General features: G+C 40.5%; 13 protein-coding genes. 7 read left to right on the forward strand and 6 right to left on the reverse strand.

The features are described from left to right. Positions 1-124 precede the first annotated feature (124 nt). Positions 125-1,285, forward strand: coding sequence for a M23 family metallopeptidase (locus AC27JR_RS11320; protein WP_487173641.1), 1,161 nt, complete (start codon positions 125-127; stop codon positions 1,283-1,285). Further along, a complete protein-coding gene (locus AC27JR_RS11325) occupies positions 1,275-1,757 on the forward strand; it encodes a bactofilin family protein (RefSeq protein ID WP_008109555.1) in 483 nt (160 codons plus the stop codon). The genes AC27JR_RS11320 and AC27JR_RS11325 overlap by 11 nt, the downstream gene beginning before the upstream one ends. 82 nt (positions 1,758-1,839) lie before the next feature. On the opposite strand, the gene AC27JR_RS11330 is transcribed toward AC27JR_RS11325, so the two are convergent. Beyond that, the gene (locus tag AC27JR_RS11330; RefSeq protein ID WP_008464694.1) at positions 1,840-2,313 is read right to left on the reverse strand and encodes a hotdog fold domain-containing protein; all 474 of its coding nucleotides are present in this window, start codon (positions 2,311-2,313) and stop codon (positions 1,840-1,842) included. 184 nt (positions 2,314-2,497) lie between these two features. Here AC27JR_RS11330 and AC27JR_RS11335 point away from each other — a divergent pair, with 184 nt between their 5' ends. From AC27JR_RS11335 to AC27JR_RS11350, 4 genes are all read left to right on the forward strand, one after another. Continuing rightward, positions 2,498-3,673: a multidrug effflux MFS transporter gene (locus AC27JR_RS11335; protein WP_487173642.1), complete on the forward strand. Its 1,176-nt coding sequence runs from the start codon at positions 2,498-2,500 to the stop codon at positions 3,671-3,673. 231 nt (positions 3,674-3,904) lie between these two features. Then, the gene (locus AC27JR_RS11340; protein ID WP_487173643.1) at positions 3,905-5,746 is read left to right on the forward strand and encodes a S8 family serine peptidase; all 1,842 of its coding nucleotides are present in this window, start codon (positions 3,905-3,907) and stop codon (positions 5,744-5,746) included. 145 nt (positions 5,747-5,891) lie between these two features. Further along, positions 5,892-6,524: a LysE family translocator gene (locus AC27JR_RS11345; protein ID WP_487173674.1), complete on the forward strand. Its 633-nt coding sequence runs from the start codon at positions 5,892-5,894 to the stop codon at positions 6,522-6,524. A gap of 18 nt (positions 6,525-6,542) precedes the next feature. Then, positions 6,543-7,007, forward strand: a complete 465-nt coding sequence (locus AC27JR_RS11350) for a methylglyoxal synthase (protein WP_008464686.1) — start codon at positions 6,543-6,545, stop codon at positions 7,005-7,007. A gap of 4 nt (positions 7,008-7,011) precedes the next feature. On the opposite strand, the gene yegD is transcribed toward AC27JR_RS11350, so the two are convergent. The 5 genes from yegD to AC27JR_RS11375 all read right to left on the reverse strand — a co-directional run bounded on the left by yegD (position 7,012) and on the right by AC27JR_RS11375 (position 13,393). Further along, positions 7,012-8,376 carry a molecular chaperone gene (gene yegD, locus AC27JR_RS11355; protein WP_487173644.1) on the reverse strand — a complete coding sequence of 455 codons (1,365 nt, stop codon included), beginning with the start codon at positions 8,374-8,376 and terminating at the stop codon, positions 7,012-7,014. A gap of 85 nt (positions 8,377-8,461) precedes the next feature. After that, entirely contained in the window at positions 8,462-9,298 is an 837-nt protein-coding gene (locus tag AC27JR_RS11360; RefSeq protein ID WP_487173646.1) for a DNA ligase, read from the reverse strand. Between the two features lie 172 nt (positions 9,299-9,470). Further along, positions 9,471-9,770 carry a hypothetical protein gene (locus AC27JR_RS11365; protein ID WP_248473382.1) on the reverse strand — a complete coding sequence of 100 codons (300 nt, stop codon included), beginning with the start codon at positions 9,768-9,770 and terminating at the stop codon, positions 9,471-9,473. 115 nt (positions 9,771-9,885) lie between these two features. Continuing rightward, a complete protein-coding gene (locus AC27JR_RS11370; protein WP_487173647.1) occupies positions 9,886-12,171 on the reverse strand; it encodes a TonB-dependent receptor in 2,286 nt (761 codons plus the stop codon). Between the two features lie 349 nt (positions 12,172-12,520). Beyond that, complete coding sequence (locus AC27JR_RS11375; protein WP_487173648.1) at positions 12,521-13,393, reverse strand: mechanosensitive ion channel family protein; 873 nt, start codon at positions 13,391-13,393, stop codon at positions 12,521-12,523. A 366-nt stretch (positions 13,394-13,759) separates the two neighbouring features. Between AC27JR_RS11375 and AC27JR_RS11380 the strand changes: the two genes are divergently transcribed. Continuing rightward, positions 13,760-15,895, forward strand: coding sequence for a M3 family metallopeptidase (locus AC27JR_RS11380; protein ID WP_008108778.1), 2,136 nt, complete (start codon positions 13,760-13,762; stop codon positions 15,893-15,895). The last annotated feature ends 73 nt before the right edge of the window (positions 15,896-15,968 follow it).

The raw sequence follows: 15,968 nt of genomic DNA on the forward strand, positions 1-15,968 counted from the left end.
AGTAAAAAAGGGTTGCTGAGTAAGCAGCCCTTTTTTATTAATTAAGCCGCAGTTACAATTTTTTTCTGGCTTTTTTAGTTCAAATTGCTATCTTGAATCCGTTAATAGCCAGTATATATGTGACATGCCTGTATTTATAAAGTCTTTTTTTCATAAACATTTCCCAGCTCGCCAGCTGCTTATTCGCCAAAATGGTGAAGTTAAGCATGTTGTTTTGGCGCCTTGGTTACAAGTTTCTGTGCTTGCTGTTATTTTTATTGCTATTGCATGGATCAGTGTTTCGAGTATCCGTGTTTATATGCAAACACACCAAATCTCTCATATCGAGCAAACCCAGCTTGATAAACAAGTACAATGGCAACAAAAAGTAAAGCAACAGCAGGCACGCTATGCATTACAACAAGAACAATTAGCTGAACTTGAACAAAAACAAGCTTTACTTCAAGGTATGATAGAGTCACTTCCTGCTTCTATTAGTAAAGATGCGATTAAACTTGAAGAGCAGCTTGGCTCTCCTGTTAATGAGGGCGAGAGCGAATTTCATGAGCCGCTCGAAGAAGAAAAGCCACAAAACAAACACGCACAAAACGGTGTTGTCAGTTTTGAACAGCGCTATACTTTGCTAAATCAACAATACGACACTAATTTCACCTTATTAGCCGCGCAAATTAATCAACGTCACGATGCGATTATAGAAATACTACAAGGCACGGGTCTTGAAAATGCACTGGCACAACATCTCGCGTTAAGCACACAAACAACGGCGCAAGGTGGCCCGTTAGATATACTCGATGAAAGTAAAATTCCTAGTTCCTTTCTCGCCATTGCAGATAAGCTACTGTTGTTAAACCAGCTTGAGAGCTTTTTAACAGCGCTGCCAAATACCCTGCCTTTACCTGCTGCTAAGTATTATATTTCCAGTAATTTTGGACTTAGAAAAGACCCAATGAATAAAAGGCGCGCTTTTCATAAAGGCATTGATTTAGCTGGGTGGCATAAAACAGAAATTTTTGCTCCTGCCGATGGCACGGTTCGTCGAGCGGGTCGTAATGGCGGTTATGGTAACTTTATAGAGTTAGAGCACAAAAATGGTGTCGTTACACGGTTTGGTCATTTAAACAAAATTAATGTTAAAAAAGGTCAAGCTATCACAAAGCACGATGTCATTGGTTTAATGGGCAGTACCGGAAGAAGTACAAGTACTCATTTACACTATGAAGTATTAATAGACGACAAGCATGTCAATCCACTAAAAATAACAAAGGCGCTTTCTCGTGTTTGGTAAAAATAAACAAGCAAAAACAGACTCATCCATTAAGCGAGTGAGTCACACTCCCTCAATCATTTCTAATGATGTGCGTATTACGGGCTCTTTGGTAAGCCAAGGTGAAGTACAACTCGACGGACGTATTGATGGTGACATTAAGGCCGAACATTTAGTGATTGGCACCTCAGGTGTTGTTGAAGGCGTTGTTGAGGCAAGCAGTGTCGTTGTTAAGGGTAAAATCATCGGCTCTTTAAATGCAAGTGAAGTAAAGATCGAAAATAATGCTCATGTGCTTGGCGATATATTTCATGACACCCTGAGCATAGAAGCAGGTGCGATTATTGAAGGCAGTTTAAAGCAGCGCTTTGAAAAAGAAGTCATTGAACATGCTAAAGATAAGCCAAAACCAGCTCACGACGTAAAAGCCATTGTTGATAATGAAGACAGCGGGCTTTCGTTTGTAAACAAGCAACCTGCAGCCAAAAGCTAGTTGTATTAGTTTAAATGGTTTAGCCTGCCTGTTGGCTAAACCATTAATCACCTCTTTAAAATCCCTTGGGCGGCTTATACGCTTACTTTTTCTGCGTTATATACATGGTTATGTCTGCGGTAAACACCAGTTCGTTACGCGTATTGTAAAGCTTTACCGGTACGACTAAATCTTCTTTATCAACCCACTGATGAGGCAGGTCAATCTCAGCGATAGCAGTAACATCAGTGTCGACCTTAGCCAAGTACTGTACTGTCATTCCCTTAGGGATCCAACGGTGGGTTTTATAAGGTACCGTTGCATCAACCATTACCCCCGCGCACAGCTCAGCTAAATTACATTGTGCAATCGCATGGATAGTGCCAATGTGATTGTGCACACGGCGAGTATTTTTAACCACAGCACTACAGTGCCCTGCTTTTAAATCTAAAATCGTCGGTTTCATAGAGCCAAAGTAAGGCGCTTTAAAACATACGGCTTTACTAAACAGCCAATTACCAAACGGCAGCTTTTTAAATTTATGCCATGTTTTTATTAGTGCAGACTCATTACTCATTATTGTTTTTCCATTGTCTTTGCTTAAAAAGCAAATTAACACATCGGATCAGTTTAAAGAAGTGTGATACTTCAACAAAAATAATCATAATAAAGAAAAAAGTAAGTAACTTGGCTGATGCATCGGCCATAAGCCCTTTCTTTTTCATCAGTCACCACTTAAAATGCCGGCAAAAGGAGACCTGATGCAAACACAGCCCGCTAAACCAAACTTAATTTTATTACTGATCTTAGCGTTACTCGTCATTTTTTGTCCTATGGGCATTGATATTTATTTACCTGCTTTTCCCACTATTGCAGAACAATTTTCAGTGAGCGAAAAACAAGTACAGCAAACAGTGGCTATTTTTATGCTTACTGTTGGTTTGGGACAATTAATTGCAGGCCCTCTCGCTGATCGCTTCGGACGTAAGCCTGTAGCCTTGACCGGCGTAACTTTATATGGACTGGCGGCATTAGGTGCATATTATGCTCCTAGCTTTTTAATACTGATGTTTGCCCGTGCAATTCAAGGGTTAGGCGCGTGCGCCACCTTTGTTGTTGCTTTTGCAATAGTAAGAGATAAGTTTGGTAGTGAACGTAGTGGCCAAATAATTACCTACCTAAACGGGATAGTGTGCTTTATTCCTGCTTTAGCGCCTATTTTAGGTGCGTGGTTAACCGTACAGTTTGGTTGGCAAATGAACTTTCTATTTTTAACTGGCTTTGCATTATTGGGGTTTATTGTCACCTTATTCTTGTTCAGAGAAACACGCCCAGCAGACAGTCATTATCAGGGGCATATATTAGATTTAAGACGCTTTATCCCTATTATTTCAACTCCGTTATTTTTATTTAATAGCTTGTTATGTATGGTGACTATGTCGGCTATATTAGTGTTTGTAACACTGGCTCCAGGTTGGCTCATTACTGAATTAGGTGGCAGCGTAGCCGACTTTACCTTTTGGTTCTCGCTCAATGCAGTGCTTAGTATTCTTGCTAGTTTTATTATGCCTATTTATATTAAACGCCAACCAAAAATGGCTTTAAAAGTAGGCCTTTTGCTGTTAGTGAGTGCAGGCTTACTTATGCTGTTGTTAAGCCAATATAAAACCCCATTAGCATTAATGATCCCTATGTTTATTGCTGCCTTTGGTTTTGCTTTAACACTTGGCTCTGCCGCTGGACGAGCTTTAAGTTTGTTCCCTAAACAAGCTGGCACCGCCTCAGCCCTTTTGGGAGCGATGCAAATGAGTGGTGCAAGTTTATTGGTGTTTATTACTCAATACTTGAACTTATCAACACCCGAGCTTATAGGCACACACTTTTTATTATTAATTCCTTTTTCTTATTTACTGTTTCGCTATGCTAAATTCGCATAAAGATTAAAACATTTCCATCCTCTGCTTTCATTTAGGCTAATTCAGGTTTGACTGAGCTAGCCGCCCCTAATTCAAAGACGAATGTATATTTTTTGTTTAAAAATGGTGTTTATTAAGTTAAATAATTTCATTTTTGTAGATAAAATAGCTTGTTTTATGCTTTATATTATTTTACTGTCTGCTAAAGTTAATAATTAGTTAACCAATAAATTAATTCTAGGATAATATAATATGAAAAAAAATAAACTCGCCTTAGCATTAGTTCTCTCTGGTATTTGTGCAGCCGGTACAGCCCATGCTGCCAATGATCGCTTCATCATCCAAGTCGATAATAACAAAAAAGGCGTGGTTAAAGCGCTGACTAAAAAACTAGGTGGTGATATTAAAGTAGACGGCAATGGATTCATTGCTGCCAGATTTACTGGACAAGATTTAAGCAGTTTAAAAGGTCTGCTTAATAACCCGCATATTAAACTCATTGAAGAAGATCATAAGCGCATACCTATGTCATTATTTAACGATGATGTAGGTGATGCCATGCAGCAACAAATCACGCCATATGCGGTTTATCAATCACAGGTTGATCAAGTTACTTTTGATGCCAATGCCGGTATGAAAGTATGTGTAATCGATTCAGGCTTAGATAGCTCAAACCCTGATTTTGTTTGGGGTAACATTACCGGCGATAACGACAGCGGTACTGGAAATTGGTTTGATAATGGCGGTCCACACGGGACGCACGTAGCCGGTACAATTGGTGCTGCAGATAATAACCTCGGTGTTGTGGGTATGGCACCTGGTGTGGCAATGCACATTATTAAAGTATTTAACGAAGCGGGTTGGGGTTACTCATCTGACTTGGCTCAAGCGGCTGATTTATGTTCTCAAGCGGGTGCAAATATTATTAGTATGAGCTTAGGGGGCGGTGGCTCAAACAGTACAGAGTCAAATGCGTTTGCTAACTTTACCAATGCTGGCGGACTTGTGGTTGCAGCCGCTGGTAATGATGGTAATAACGTACGTTCTTATCCTGCAGGCTACCCATCAGTAATGATGGTTGGCGCTAATGATGCCGATAATCAAATTGCTGATTTTTCACAATTCCCAAGTTGTTCATCAGGTCGTGGGAAACGCGCGACTAATGATGAAACTATCTGTGTTGAAGTAACTGCTGGTGGTGTTGATACTCTATCGACCTACCCTGCGGGCATGGCAACAGCAGCGAGTATGTCGGCTGATGGCACAGCATATAATTCATCAGCAATGGAAAATGCAGGTCAAGTCACGGCGAGTGCCTACTTTATGGGGACTGGCGAAACAGTTGATCCAGCAGCGGCTGGTAAAGTATGTATGATTGACCGCGGCGTTATTTCATTTTATGACAAAGTTGCTAACTGTGAAAACTCAGGCGGTTTAGGTGCGGTTATTATCAACAATGAAGCTGGCATGTTATACGCAACACTAGGTGATACCAACGATACTTCAATTCCTGCTGTAGGCGCTGCATTTGAAGATCGTAACGCATTAGTTGCTAGTACAAACGTGACAATTAATATTGGCGCAACTGATTATGGCTTTATGAGTGGAACGTCAATGGCAACTCCTGCGGTTTCAGGTATTGCTGCGCTAGTATGGTCTAACCATAGCAACTGTACAGGCACAGAAATTCGCGATGCGTTAAAAGCAACTGCGCAAGATCAAGGGGCTGCTGGTCGTGATGATTACTTTGGCTACGGTATTGTAAAAGCGGCTGACGCTGATGCTTACCTTACAGCAAACGGCTGTGCGGGTGGCGATACTGGTGGTGTTGATCCAGAGCCAGGCGTAGATGATATCTCTCTTAGCGCTTCAGGTTACAAATCAAAAGGCACTAAATTTGTTGATTTAAGTTGGAATGGCGCAGCAACAAGCCAAGTTGATATCTACCGCAATGGTAGCAAAGTCATAACCACTGCAAATAATAATGCCTACACCGACAGCATTAATACTAAAGGTGGCGGCACCTATACATATCAAGTATGTGAAGCGCTGAGCACTACGGTGTGTTCAAATAATATCACCGTTAGTTTTTAATAAATTTAGCACTTCGTTATGTTTAAAAGCATAACGGCTAGTTTTATAACAACTTAGTATCCTCAACTTAGCGGGCAATATGCCCGCTTTTTATTTTCCTCATTGCTTGATAAAATCACTTACCACTTCTTTTTCGTACTATTTAATGATCAACCCCGACTTTTTGCTCTCATTTTTACTCGCCAGCTTTTTAATGGCCGTTGCGCCTGGGCCATCAAACGCGTTTTTAATGGCACAAACATTTGCTAATGGGCGAAAAGCAGGTATGCAAAGTGCTTTTGGCTTTGCCTTAGGTGGCGTAGTGCATACATTTTTTGCGGTTGTCGGTTTAAGCGCTATATTAAAGGCCTCTGAAACGGCTTACGCCAGCGTGCAATATGCAGGTGCAGCCTATTTATGTTACTTAGGGTTTATGATGCTTAAAGGCACCTTCAAGCCCCCCATTTGCGAGCAAGACGATAAGCCTCATGTTACCACCAGTAAAAACAAAAACGTGATGTTTCAAGCTATGATGACTGAAGTACTAAACCCAAAAGTCGCTTTGTTTTTTATTGCTTTTATCCCACAATTTGTTGACCCTAGCTTATTCTCGGCGACCTTTCAGCTGGCGTTTTTTGGCCTGCTTTATCCAATCTTTGCTTTTCCTATTGACTGCACGTATATTTATTTTGGCGATAAAATAGCCCAGTTTTTTAAACATCACCCTAATAGCCAGCTTTGGATAGATAGATTTACAGGTATCGTGTTTATCGCTCTGGCTATTAACCTCTTACTCTAATTAATAATAAGAACACCCATGGACCAAAAAATACAATCTCTTCCAGCTAAGAAAAATATAGCCCTTGTTGCACATGATGGAAAAAAAGCCGCGCTAAAATTGTGGTGTGAAAAACACACCCCAATGTTAAGTAAACATAAGTTATATGGCACTGGAACAACCGGACATTTAATAGAAAAAACCACTGGTTTGAATGTCGTGCAATTACTCAGTGGACCTATGGGTGGCGATCAGCAGCTAGGGGCTAAAATAGCGGAACATGAAATTCATGTGTTAATCTTTTTTTGGGATCCTCTGGCTTCTCAGCCGCACGACCCCGATGTAAAAGCATTGCTTCGTTTAGCCGCGGTGTGGAACATTCCTGTTGCCTGTAATGAAGTAAGCGCTGATATGTTACTTAGCTCACCACTTATGGACACCGAATTTGAGCGTTCTTTGCCAGATTACGAAAAGTACCTCGCAACCCGACAAATCTCTTTATAGCCGCTTATTTATAAAGCATATTCGCCCATTTAGTCAGACCTGCGGTAACACTGCCAAAGTGATCACCGTTAACCATTTTAATGTCGCCTAAGTGGGTTTTTAAAGCCGCCTTGATCAGTGGTGATTGCGCACTACCACCCGTTAAATAGATTACATCTGGGGTGGTGTTTGCATCTGCAATGGCCTGTTTTGCTAATGTCACTATTTGGCTAATACTGTCGTCAACGGCTAATGCTAATTCATTAATAGAGATATCTTTATCAATTGATGAATCTAAAAATGTTAAATCACAATTAAAGTTTTCAGATGAGCTTAGTGCAATTTTTGCCGCTTCAGCTTGTTGAACTAATTGATGGCCTTGCTTATTTTGCTGTAAATGAATGAGCCGTTTATATAAATCAGGCGCACTCACATCGCGTAATTGGGCGCTTAGTTCACGATAGTGCTGGGCACTATAAAACTGGCTTTGTAAATTAACATCGTTAATTTTACATGCCTGCCAAAATGCTTGATTCGGTAAAGGTAAACCCGATTTAAAAGTACTCCCTAAACCAAGTAACGGCATTAAACCATGATAGCTCAGAGCAATATCTAAATCATTACCGCCTACTCGCTTTCCGCTATGTGCTAAAAAGTCTGCATCTCGCTGTTGTTTATTTCTAAAGCTGGGTCCCATTTGTACAAATGAACAGTCACTTGTACCACCGCCTATATCAATTACCAGCACTTTTTGGTCTTGGGTTAAATCACTTTCGTAATCAATCCCAGCGGCAAGTGGTTCATATAAAAATTCCACATCTTTAAAGCCTGCTCGGTTTGCTGCGCGTGTTAAAATACCCACGGCTTGTTGGTTTGACTGCTCACCACCAACCGCTTGAAAATTCACTGGGCGACCAATAACTGTTTGGCTTAGCGTGTACCCTAACGATGATTCGGCACGTTGTTTTATTTTTAAAATCATTGCTGTGGCAATATCTTCAAAAAAATTAATTTGTCCTTGCTTTAAGCCAGTAGCGCCAAAAAAAGACTTTGGCGATTTTACAAAATAACCTTCTTCGGGAAATTGTACATATTCGCTAATCGCTTCACGGCCAATAAATAGAGTCTCATCGCCGGCTTGTAGGTCTAGGTCTGATTTAATTCGCGCAAGCGTATTAAGTAACGGTTGGCGAGCAGTTTTATAGGCATGCTCATGATCTGAACCGTGTAAATGCTGCGCTACAAAATCAACTACTAAGGCACTATGATGGGTGTATAACGTTGATGGAAGATAGTGTTTGCCTTGCTCTAAAGGGATAAGCTGAACACGTTCTTCGTTTAAAACACCCATAGCACAATTAGAACTACCATAATCAAAACCAACAAACATAGATCACCAAACATTACCAAAAAGGCCGCGCAATTTAGCATAATTGCCAAAAAATATATACTGAATTGGCCTCTAGTTAGTGATTTTAGGGTCTTTCCCGTAAAAAGCTGGCAAAACGCGGTAAGCCATTTTTAGTGTATCCATGGTATCGATAAGTAATTGTTGAGCCTATAGCTGGCGGATGCTTACGCTCTTCATCACTAAAGCCCGTGCCAATAGAAAAGGTTACACCTTGCTTGGTTTGCACTCGCAATGCCCCGAGCATACCTGTGTATTTACCTTTACCTGGTAAATGTTCAATAACTAGCGCTTCAGCATCCAAATAAGGCTTGAGTTTTAACAATGCACTCGAGCGACCACTCGTATGCTTAGCCTCTTTAAAATGAAGCATAACACCCTCGCCACCTTGTTTGGTTACCTGATTAAAATAATCACTGAGCTGCTGGTTGTCGCTAAATTGATATTGCTTAACCGCTTTAATATGGGGACTATTTAGCTTAGTAATGAGTGATAGGTAATTTTGATAACGACGGTGAAAAGGCGTGCTTGTATCTGGCATATCAAATACCTGATAAGTAACACTTTGCCACTGCAAATCGTTGGGTATTTTTGTTCTTGCAATACCGCTGACAACAGAAAATTGACCTCGTTTAGTCCATAACTCACCATCTAACCAAACATCAGGCAAAGGAGCGGTAAACCACTTAGGCGGGTTTATGGAGTTGCCTTGACGGGTAACAAACTGCTTTCCCGTCCAGATTGCTCTTACTCCGTCATACTTTTCACTCACCAAGTATTGGCGAATATCTTCATGCTTAGTTTCATCGTAAACATTAGCAAGTTGCACTGGAGGCAATTGCGCCAATAAGCTCGCACTAAAAAGGGTTAAAAAAGTAAACAGCGTTGCTTTAATCATTATCATTGCTGCATCCTTGCAAATTTAAATATGGCTTAAACTATAGTTGAGATTGAAGCCAGTGCCAAAATTCTTCAAGGTTATCCATTTGCTGTGTTGCTTTACTAAAGTCTTACTCCTGTGTAATTATTTTGCTCGTTAATAAAAAAGGTGCCTAGGCACCTTTAATTAATTTGTGTTACTCAGCCAAGCCTGCTGGCGGCTCAGCATAAGCGTCTTCGCCGGTATCTACATCAACTAACTCATAACCTCGCGCTTTGCGCATTACTTTAAGTATCGGCTTTTCAAAGGCAGTTTTTAAACGCTCAGCATCATCTTTTAACGCATCTAATGTGGTGCCAAATGGTGCTGCACCAGTCTCTGACCAGTTAGTTACTTTACCATTTAAGTTATATTCCACTTCGTGTATTTGATATTGCGCCGCTTCATCTTTGGTTGCTTCACAAAAAATTACACGGTAATTCCAAAATCCAGCCATTACTTTTTCTCTTTAATAAACATATGAGCGCTACTTTAGCAGCTCTACCAAAATAAAAAAGCCTGCACTAGGCAGGCTTTTATCAATAATTACAATTTAACGTTAAATTTATCGATTAGAAAAAGTTAACTTTAAATTCAGCGCCAATGTAACGCTCTTCGTTAACCATAGCTGTGTTGTTGTTGAAATCAACACCACCAATCGCTTGCTGCTCGTCAAACATGTTACGCACGAATGCTGATACTTCATATTCGTAATCGCCTTGCGCCCATGCATAACCGGCACGAAGACCTACTTCTGTTAGTGGCTTACCTTCAAACTCAACTGACTCATATAAGAAAAAGTCAATTTCACTGCGGTACGACACATCAGCGTAAGCAAAGAAATCACCTTCTGCGAGTTCTTTAGTGTAACGAAGAGTGATGTTAGAGATCCACTCAGGAGCATGCGGTAAGCTATTACCATCTAAAATAGCACGTGCTTCAGGACCAAATGGGCCCGGCACTTGGAAGGTTGGATCAGTTACAGTACATTGACCACATACCGCAACAGCTAAGTCTTTATCTTTAAGCTCTGTTTTATTGTAGCTTAAGTTAAATGTTGCGTTTAACTCGTCGGTTAATACCCACTCAGAATCAACCTCAAAGCCGTAGCCGGTTGTCTTATCCGCATTAATTAAACGGTTAAAGTTAGCACCACCACCTACAGCTGTTAGCTGCTGGTCATCCATAGTGTAATAAAATACAGTTGCATTCACACGGCCTTGGCCATCTAACACGTCAGATTTAATACCTGTTTCAAACGAGGTAACCGTCTCAGATTCAGCAACGGTTACTTCATCACCAAATAAGATACGACCCTGAATACTTGGTGCACGGAAACTGTTCGCAATACGACCATACCAGTTTACATCATCGTTAATTTTGTAATTTGCTGATAAATCCCAGCTTATATGATCATCACTTGGATTTTCAGTTAAAACTGTTGGTGCACCACCCACTGGGCTAAGTGTACGAGTCGCAGAGAACTCTTTCTCATCATCTGAATAACGAAGACCCGCGGTTACTTTCAAGTCATCAGTAATAGTGTAGTCAACTGAGCCAAATAGTGCCCATGCTTTAGTATCTTGCTGCTGAATAACATAACCGTTTAATGCGCCTGCAGGCGTTGAGAAAGTATCATAGCTAAAGTTTTCAATCGTTAACGCTTCGTCGAAGTAAAAAACACCCACTTGATAGTTAACATCACCGGCAAAGTTACTTGATAAGCGAAGTTCTTGCGTGTATTGGTCTTGGTCTGGAATACCATCAGCACTTTCTGAAGGGAATGGGATGAAACCTGGGCCCATGTAGTCAGGTAAAAATACTGCACCGTAACCGCCATCAATATCAGCACGTGAGTAAATTTCTGCGCTTTCCCAACCAGAGATTGAGGTCACAGTGTGGTTAGCTAAGTCCCACTCAAGCTTAAGGCTGGCACCCTGCGATTCAACTTGTTGCGTCGCACGAGATGCGGCATCGTGATACACCACGTCATTTTCAAAGTCATCAACTAATTCGTTAGTCCCAGGCTTTATAGTGTTGGCACGGAACGGAATTGGTGAACCATCTAAATCACGAGCATGGTAGTTAAATAATCCAGTAAAATCGTCACCTTCATATAAAAATTGAATACGTGCAGCTTGTTCAGTATAACCGCCTAAGGCATCTTTTTGCTCAAAACCTGGTGCGCGATTATCAATGTAATCGTCTTTATCTTGCCAAAGTACTGAAACACGCGTTGATAAGCGATCTGTTAATGAACCACCAACAGCGCCTTCAAAGTCAACAGCGCCACGGCTACCGTAAGAAACAGCGCCATAACCTTCAAATTCTTGGCTTGGTTTAACGGTATCAAACTTAACTAGACCAGCCGGTGTGTTACGACCAAATAGTGTACCTTGTGGGCCACGAAGCACTTCAACACGTGCTACGTCAAATACCGGGAAGCCTTTTAAGATTGCGTTTTCTTGTACAATTTCATCAACCACAAGTGACACTGGTTGCGAAGCATTCAAATCGAAATCAGTGTTACCAAGACCACGTACATAAAAGCGTGGGAATGAACGGCCAAATGAAGATTCAATAGATAAACTTGGGATTTTCGCATTCATAAAACGAATATCCATACCAGCTGAGCTGTAAGCATCTAAGCTATCGCCTTGCAGGGCTGAAACAGCAACAGGTACTTCTTGAGCGTTTTCTACTCGTTTACGTGCAGTAACTTGAATAACTTCTAGTTGGTTCTTCTTAGCAGTAGTTTCTTGCTCAGCAGCTACGGCTGAAATTGACGTACCTGCTACGGCAGAGAACAACGTTGCATTGATAAGGGTTGCTAACGTAGATCTTTTCATTGCTTTCATGTCGGGGTTAACCTTTTTAGTGCACTCTTGTTCAACGGTTGATGTGTTGCGCAATTAAATAATTACGGATTCAGTCAATTTTTCGCGACTTGCTCTATGCGGCGCGGACCTTATTACCGAGAGTACAAAAACGGCATAAATAAGGCTGATTGAATGCGCCAGATTATACCATGCTGTAATTAATTTACCGCATATTGAGCCCTAAAAAAATAAACTTATTTTTAACACTTAACGGCACTATCAACTCTTTTACTGCCTTTTTAACAACGAAAAGCACAAAAAGCGGACATATGTCCTTACAATGAATCATTAAAAAATATAGCAAATAATGTGACAATTTTTTAAAATACTACTTTTTAACTAAAGAACGCGTCAACGCGATTTCGCCATCTATATGAATATCTCGCTGCGGAAATGCAATAACCACATCGTGCTGTTCAAACACCTCATAAATACTAAAGCGAATATCACTGCGCACTTGCCTTAAGCGAGTTTCTGATTCAGCGCAGACCCAAAAAATAGCATTAAAAACTAATGAACTATCTGCAAAGTCATCAAATAATACGGTTGATTGAGGTGTTGCTAATATTGCCTCATGCTCATCTAATACTTGCTGAATTAACGTTTTAATAAGCAACACATCAGAGCCATAAGCCACGCCAACACTCACTGATGAGCGCGCGTTGCCATCAATTAGCGTCCAGTTGGTTACTGTATTTTCTAATAACTGGCTATTGGGTATCAGCATATGAACACCGTCGTTTCTACGAATACGGGTAGAGCGAGTATTAATAGTTTCAACCACTCCCTTTGCAGTGCCAACTTCTAAAAAGTCACCAATACGAATTGGCCGTTCCCACATTAGTATCCAACCACTAATAAAGTTATTAATAATGTTTTGCGCACCAAAGCCTACACCAATAGCAATTGCGCCCGATACAAACGCAAAGGCGGTTAGTGGAATATTAAGCACTTCGAGGGAGGTAAAAAGCAAAATCGCAATACTTAAAATAAAATAAAAACGCGTAAATAAATGCACAGCATCAGGGCTCATTTTTCGAGCTAATAATGACTTTTTAATTAACTTGCCAATCTGCGTCACCACAAACCACATGGTAAACAAAATAAGGGGGACTTGAATGACTTTTGCTACGGTAATGTGAATGTCGTTGTAGCTAAACAATACGAAGGCGAGAATGTGATTAATTTGTTCTAAGTTCATTGATTTTCCATGTATAAAGTCGCACGCAAATAGTTATTTTTTATGTGCTAGTAATACCCCAAGTTTAGCATGTGGCTAGCTTAAATCTATATTTACAAATTTAAAATAACCACCCAATTAAGCACTCTGAACCCCGCTATTCGCATTTATATTTTGTATTGTGGTCGGTGCTTGCTAAGGCTGTATACACTTTATTGATGATTTTTACTGCTGTTTTTATCTACATATCGAGCTTATGTAATCTAATTTGCGTTTAAATCCCGCTTTAAATCGATAAACTTTGTTGTATATAAGTCAAAATTTGGTAAGTTAACTGGGTTTTCGACTCGAAAAGCCTATTTCGGCTACTATTTTTATGGAGTTATTATGCGTAAAACACTGATCGCCACTACGATTGCTAGTGCACTTTTATTATCTGCCTGTTCTTCTGAAAGCACTCAAGAAACAAAACAACAAAGCACAACACAAGTGCAAGATATCAATGCAAGCAATGTATTATTTAAACCAAGCCCATTACAATACATGGCTCCTGAGTTTGATAAGTTTGGTACCACTGAATACGAAGCCGCATTTGATGCAGGTATTGCACAACATAATGCAGAAATTATGGCAATTGCCAATAATCCAGAACCAGCTACTTTTGAAAATACGCTGGTAGAAATGGAACTTGCAGGTGAGCTATTAAACCGCGCATCAGCTGCCTTTTATAACTTATCAGGTCTTATCTCTAACGATGAGTACCAACGCATTGATAAAAAAATGGCGCCTGTGTTCTCTGCACACTCTGATGACATTTACCTAAATGGTGCATTGTTTGCTCGTGTACAAACAGTATACGACAACAAAGATAAATTAAGCGCTGAAGATCAACGCCTTGTTGATTTTTACTACAAACAGTTTGTTAAAGCCGGTGCTAAATTAAACGATGCTGAAAAAGCAAAAATGCGTGAAATTAACGCTGAACTTGCAAAGCTATCAACAGAGTTTTCTCAAAACGTATTAAAATCGTTTAAAGAAGACGTCATTTTAGTAACAGATAAAAGCAAACTGGCTGGTTTATCTGAAGGTGAAATTGCAGGCCTTGCAGCTGCTGCTAAAAAAGCCGGCAAAGACGGCTACATGATCACCCTAGTGAACACCACCCAACAGCCAATCTTAGCAAGCCTTGAAAATCGCGAGCTTCGTGAGCAAATTTTTAAAGCGTCAACCAATCGTGCAGCTAAAACCAACGGCCCTATTATTATTAAAGAAACTAACTTACGTGCACAAAAAGCAGAACTGTTAGGCTTTAAAGATTGGGCTTCGTATGTAATGACTTCACGCATGGCGCAAACTACTGATAACGTGTACGGTATTTTAGATGACCTTGCACCAAAAGCAGTGGAAAAAGCGCAAGCAGAAGCAAAAGCGATTCAAAAAGTAATTAACGATTCGGGCGAAAGCTTTGAACTTAAGCCATGGGATTGGTCTTTCTACGCAGAAAAAGTGCGTGCTGAAAAATACGACCTAGATCCAGCCTTAGTTAAGCCTTACTTTGAAATGCAATCGGTTATTCATAACGGTTTATTCTTTGCAATGGAAAAGCTTTACGGCATTACATTTAAAGAACGTAAAGACCTACCGGTTTACCATGATGATGTAATGGCATTTGAAGTATTTAATGCCGATGGCAGCGCAATTGGTTTATTTTACATGGACCCGTATGCACGTGAAGGTAAGCGTGGCGGTGCATGGATGAGTGCATATGTAAGTCAGAGCGGCTTAAAAGGCACTAAACCGGTTATTTATAATGCGCAAAATATTCCTAAGCCAGCAGAAGGCGAACCAACGCTAATGACGTTTGACGAAGTGTCGACTATGTTCCATGAGTTTGGTCATGCGGCACACGGTTTATTCTCTGACGTTAAATACCCAAGCCTTGCGGGTACTGCTACAGCGCGTGATTTTGTTGAATTTCCATCACAAGCACATGAAGACTGGATGATTGAGCCAAGTGTATTAGCTAACTACGCTAAGCATTACAAAACAGGTGAGCCAATTCCTCAAGCACTACTTGATAAAGTACTTGAGTCGCAAAAATTCAACCAAGGCTTTGGTACCACTGAATATTTAGCTGCAGCACTACTGGATATGGAATGGCACTCATTTGGTTCTGATAAGAAAGTAGCTGATGTACAACAGTTTGAAAGTGAGGCATTAAAGGCACACGGTATTGATTACTACCCTGTACCACCTCGTTACAAATCAAACTACTTTAGCCATACCTTTGCAGGTGGTTACTCAGCAGGTTACTACGCTTACCTATGGACTGAAGTATTCGCCGCTGATGCCTTTGCTCACATGGAGAACAACGGTGGCTTAACGCGCGAAAATGGCGATAAGTTCCGTAAAGAAATCCTATCAAAAGGTAACAGCCGTGACTTAATGCAAAGCTACATTGAGTTTAGAGGCCAAAAACCAACGACTGACGCATTGCTTAAGCGCCGTGGTTTAGTTGACTAATAAACCATAATGTCGTTAATAAAAGCCCGCTCGCGGGCTTTTATTTTATGTATATCAAACACTTTAGCTGATT

It is taken from the genome of Pseudoalteromonas sp. NH0006-26 (assembly GCF_057552415.1).

What these genes read in the sequence shown, in the direction of transcription:
- AC27JR_RS11380 (WP_008108778.1), top strand. Translation starts at nt 13,760, where the DNA reads ATGCGTAAAACACTGATCGCCACTACGATTGCTAGTGCACTTTTATTA.
- AC27JR_RS11360 (WP_487173646.1), bottom strand. Translation starts at nt 9,298, where the DNA reads ATGATAATGATTAAAGCAACGCTGTTTACTTTTTTAACCCTTTTTAGT.
- AC27JR_RS11345 (WP_487173674.1), top strand. Translation starts at nt 5,892, where the DNA reads ATGATCAACCCCGACTTTTTGCTCTCATTTTTACTCGCCAGCTTTTTA.
- AC27JR_RS11370 (WP_487173647.1), bottom strand. Translation starts at nt 12,171, where the DNA reads ATGAAAGCAATGAAAAGATCTACGTTAGCAACCCTTATCAATGCAACG.
- yegD (WP_487173644.1), bottom strand. Translation starts at nt 8,376, where the DNA reads ATGTTTGTTGGTTTTGATTATGGTAGTTCTAATTGTGCTATGGGTGTT.
- AC27JR_RS11365 (WP_248473382.1), bottom strand. Translation starts at nt 9,770, where the DNA reads ATGGCTGGATTTTGGAATTACCGTGTAATTTTTTGTGAAGCAACCAAA.
- AC27JR_RS11335 (WP_487173642.1), top strand. Translation starts at nt 2,498, where the DNA reads ATGCAAACACAGCCCGCTAAACCAAACTTAATTTTATTACTGATCTTA.
- AC27JR_RS11340 (WP_487173643.1), top strand. Translation starts at nt 3,905, where the DNA reads ATGAAAAAAAATAAACTCGCCTTAGCATTAGTTCTCTCTGGTATTTGT.
- AC27JR_RS11350 (WP_008464686.1), top strand. Translation starts at nt 6,543, where the DNA reads ATGGACCAAAAAATACAATCTCTTCCAGCTAAGAAAAATATAGCCCTT.
- AC27JR_RS11375 (WP_487173648.1), bottom strand. Translation starts at nt 13,393, where the DNA reads ATGAACTTAGAACAAATTAATCACATTCTCGCCTTCGTATTGTTTAGC.
- AC27JR_RS11330 (WP_008464694.1), bottom strand. Translation starts at nt 2,313, where the DNA reads ATGAGTAATGAGTCTGCACTAATAAAAACATGGCATAAATTTAAAAAG.
- AC27JR_RS11320 (WP_487173641.1), top strand. Translation starts at nt 125, where the DNA reads ATGCCTGTATTTATAAAGTCTTTTTTTCATAAACATTTCCCAGCTCGC.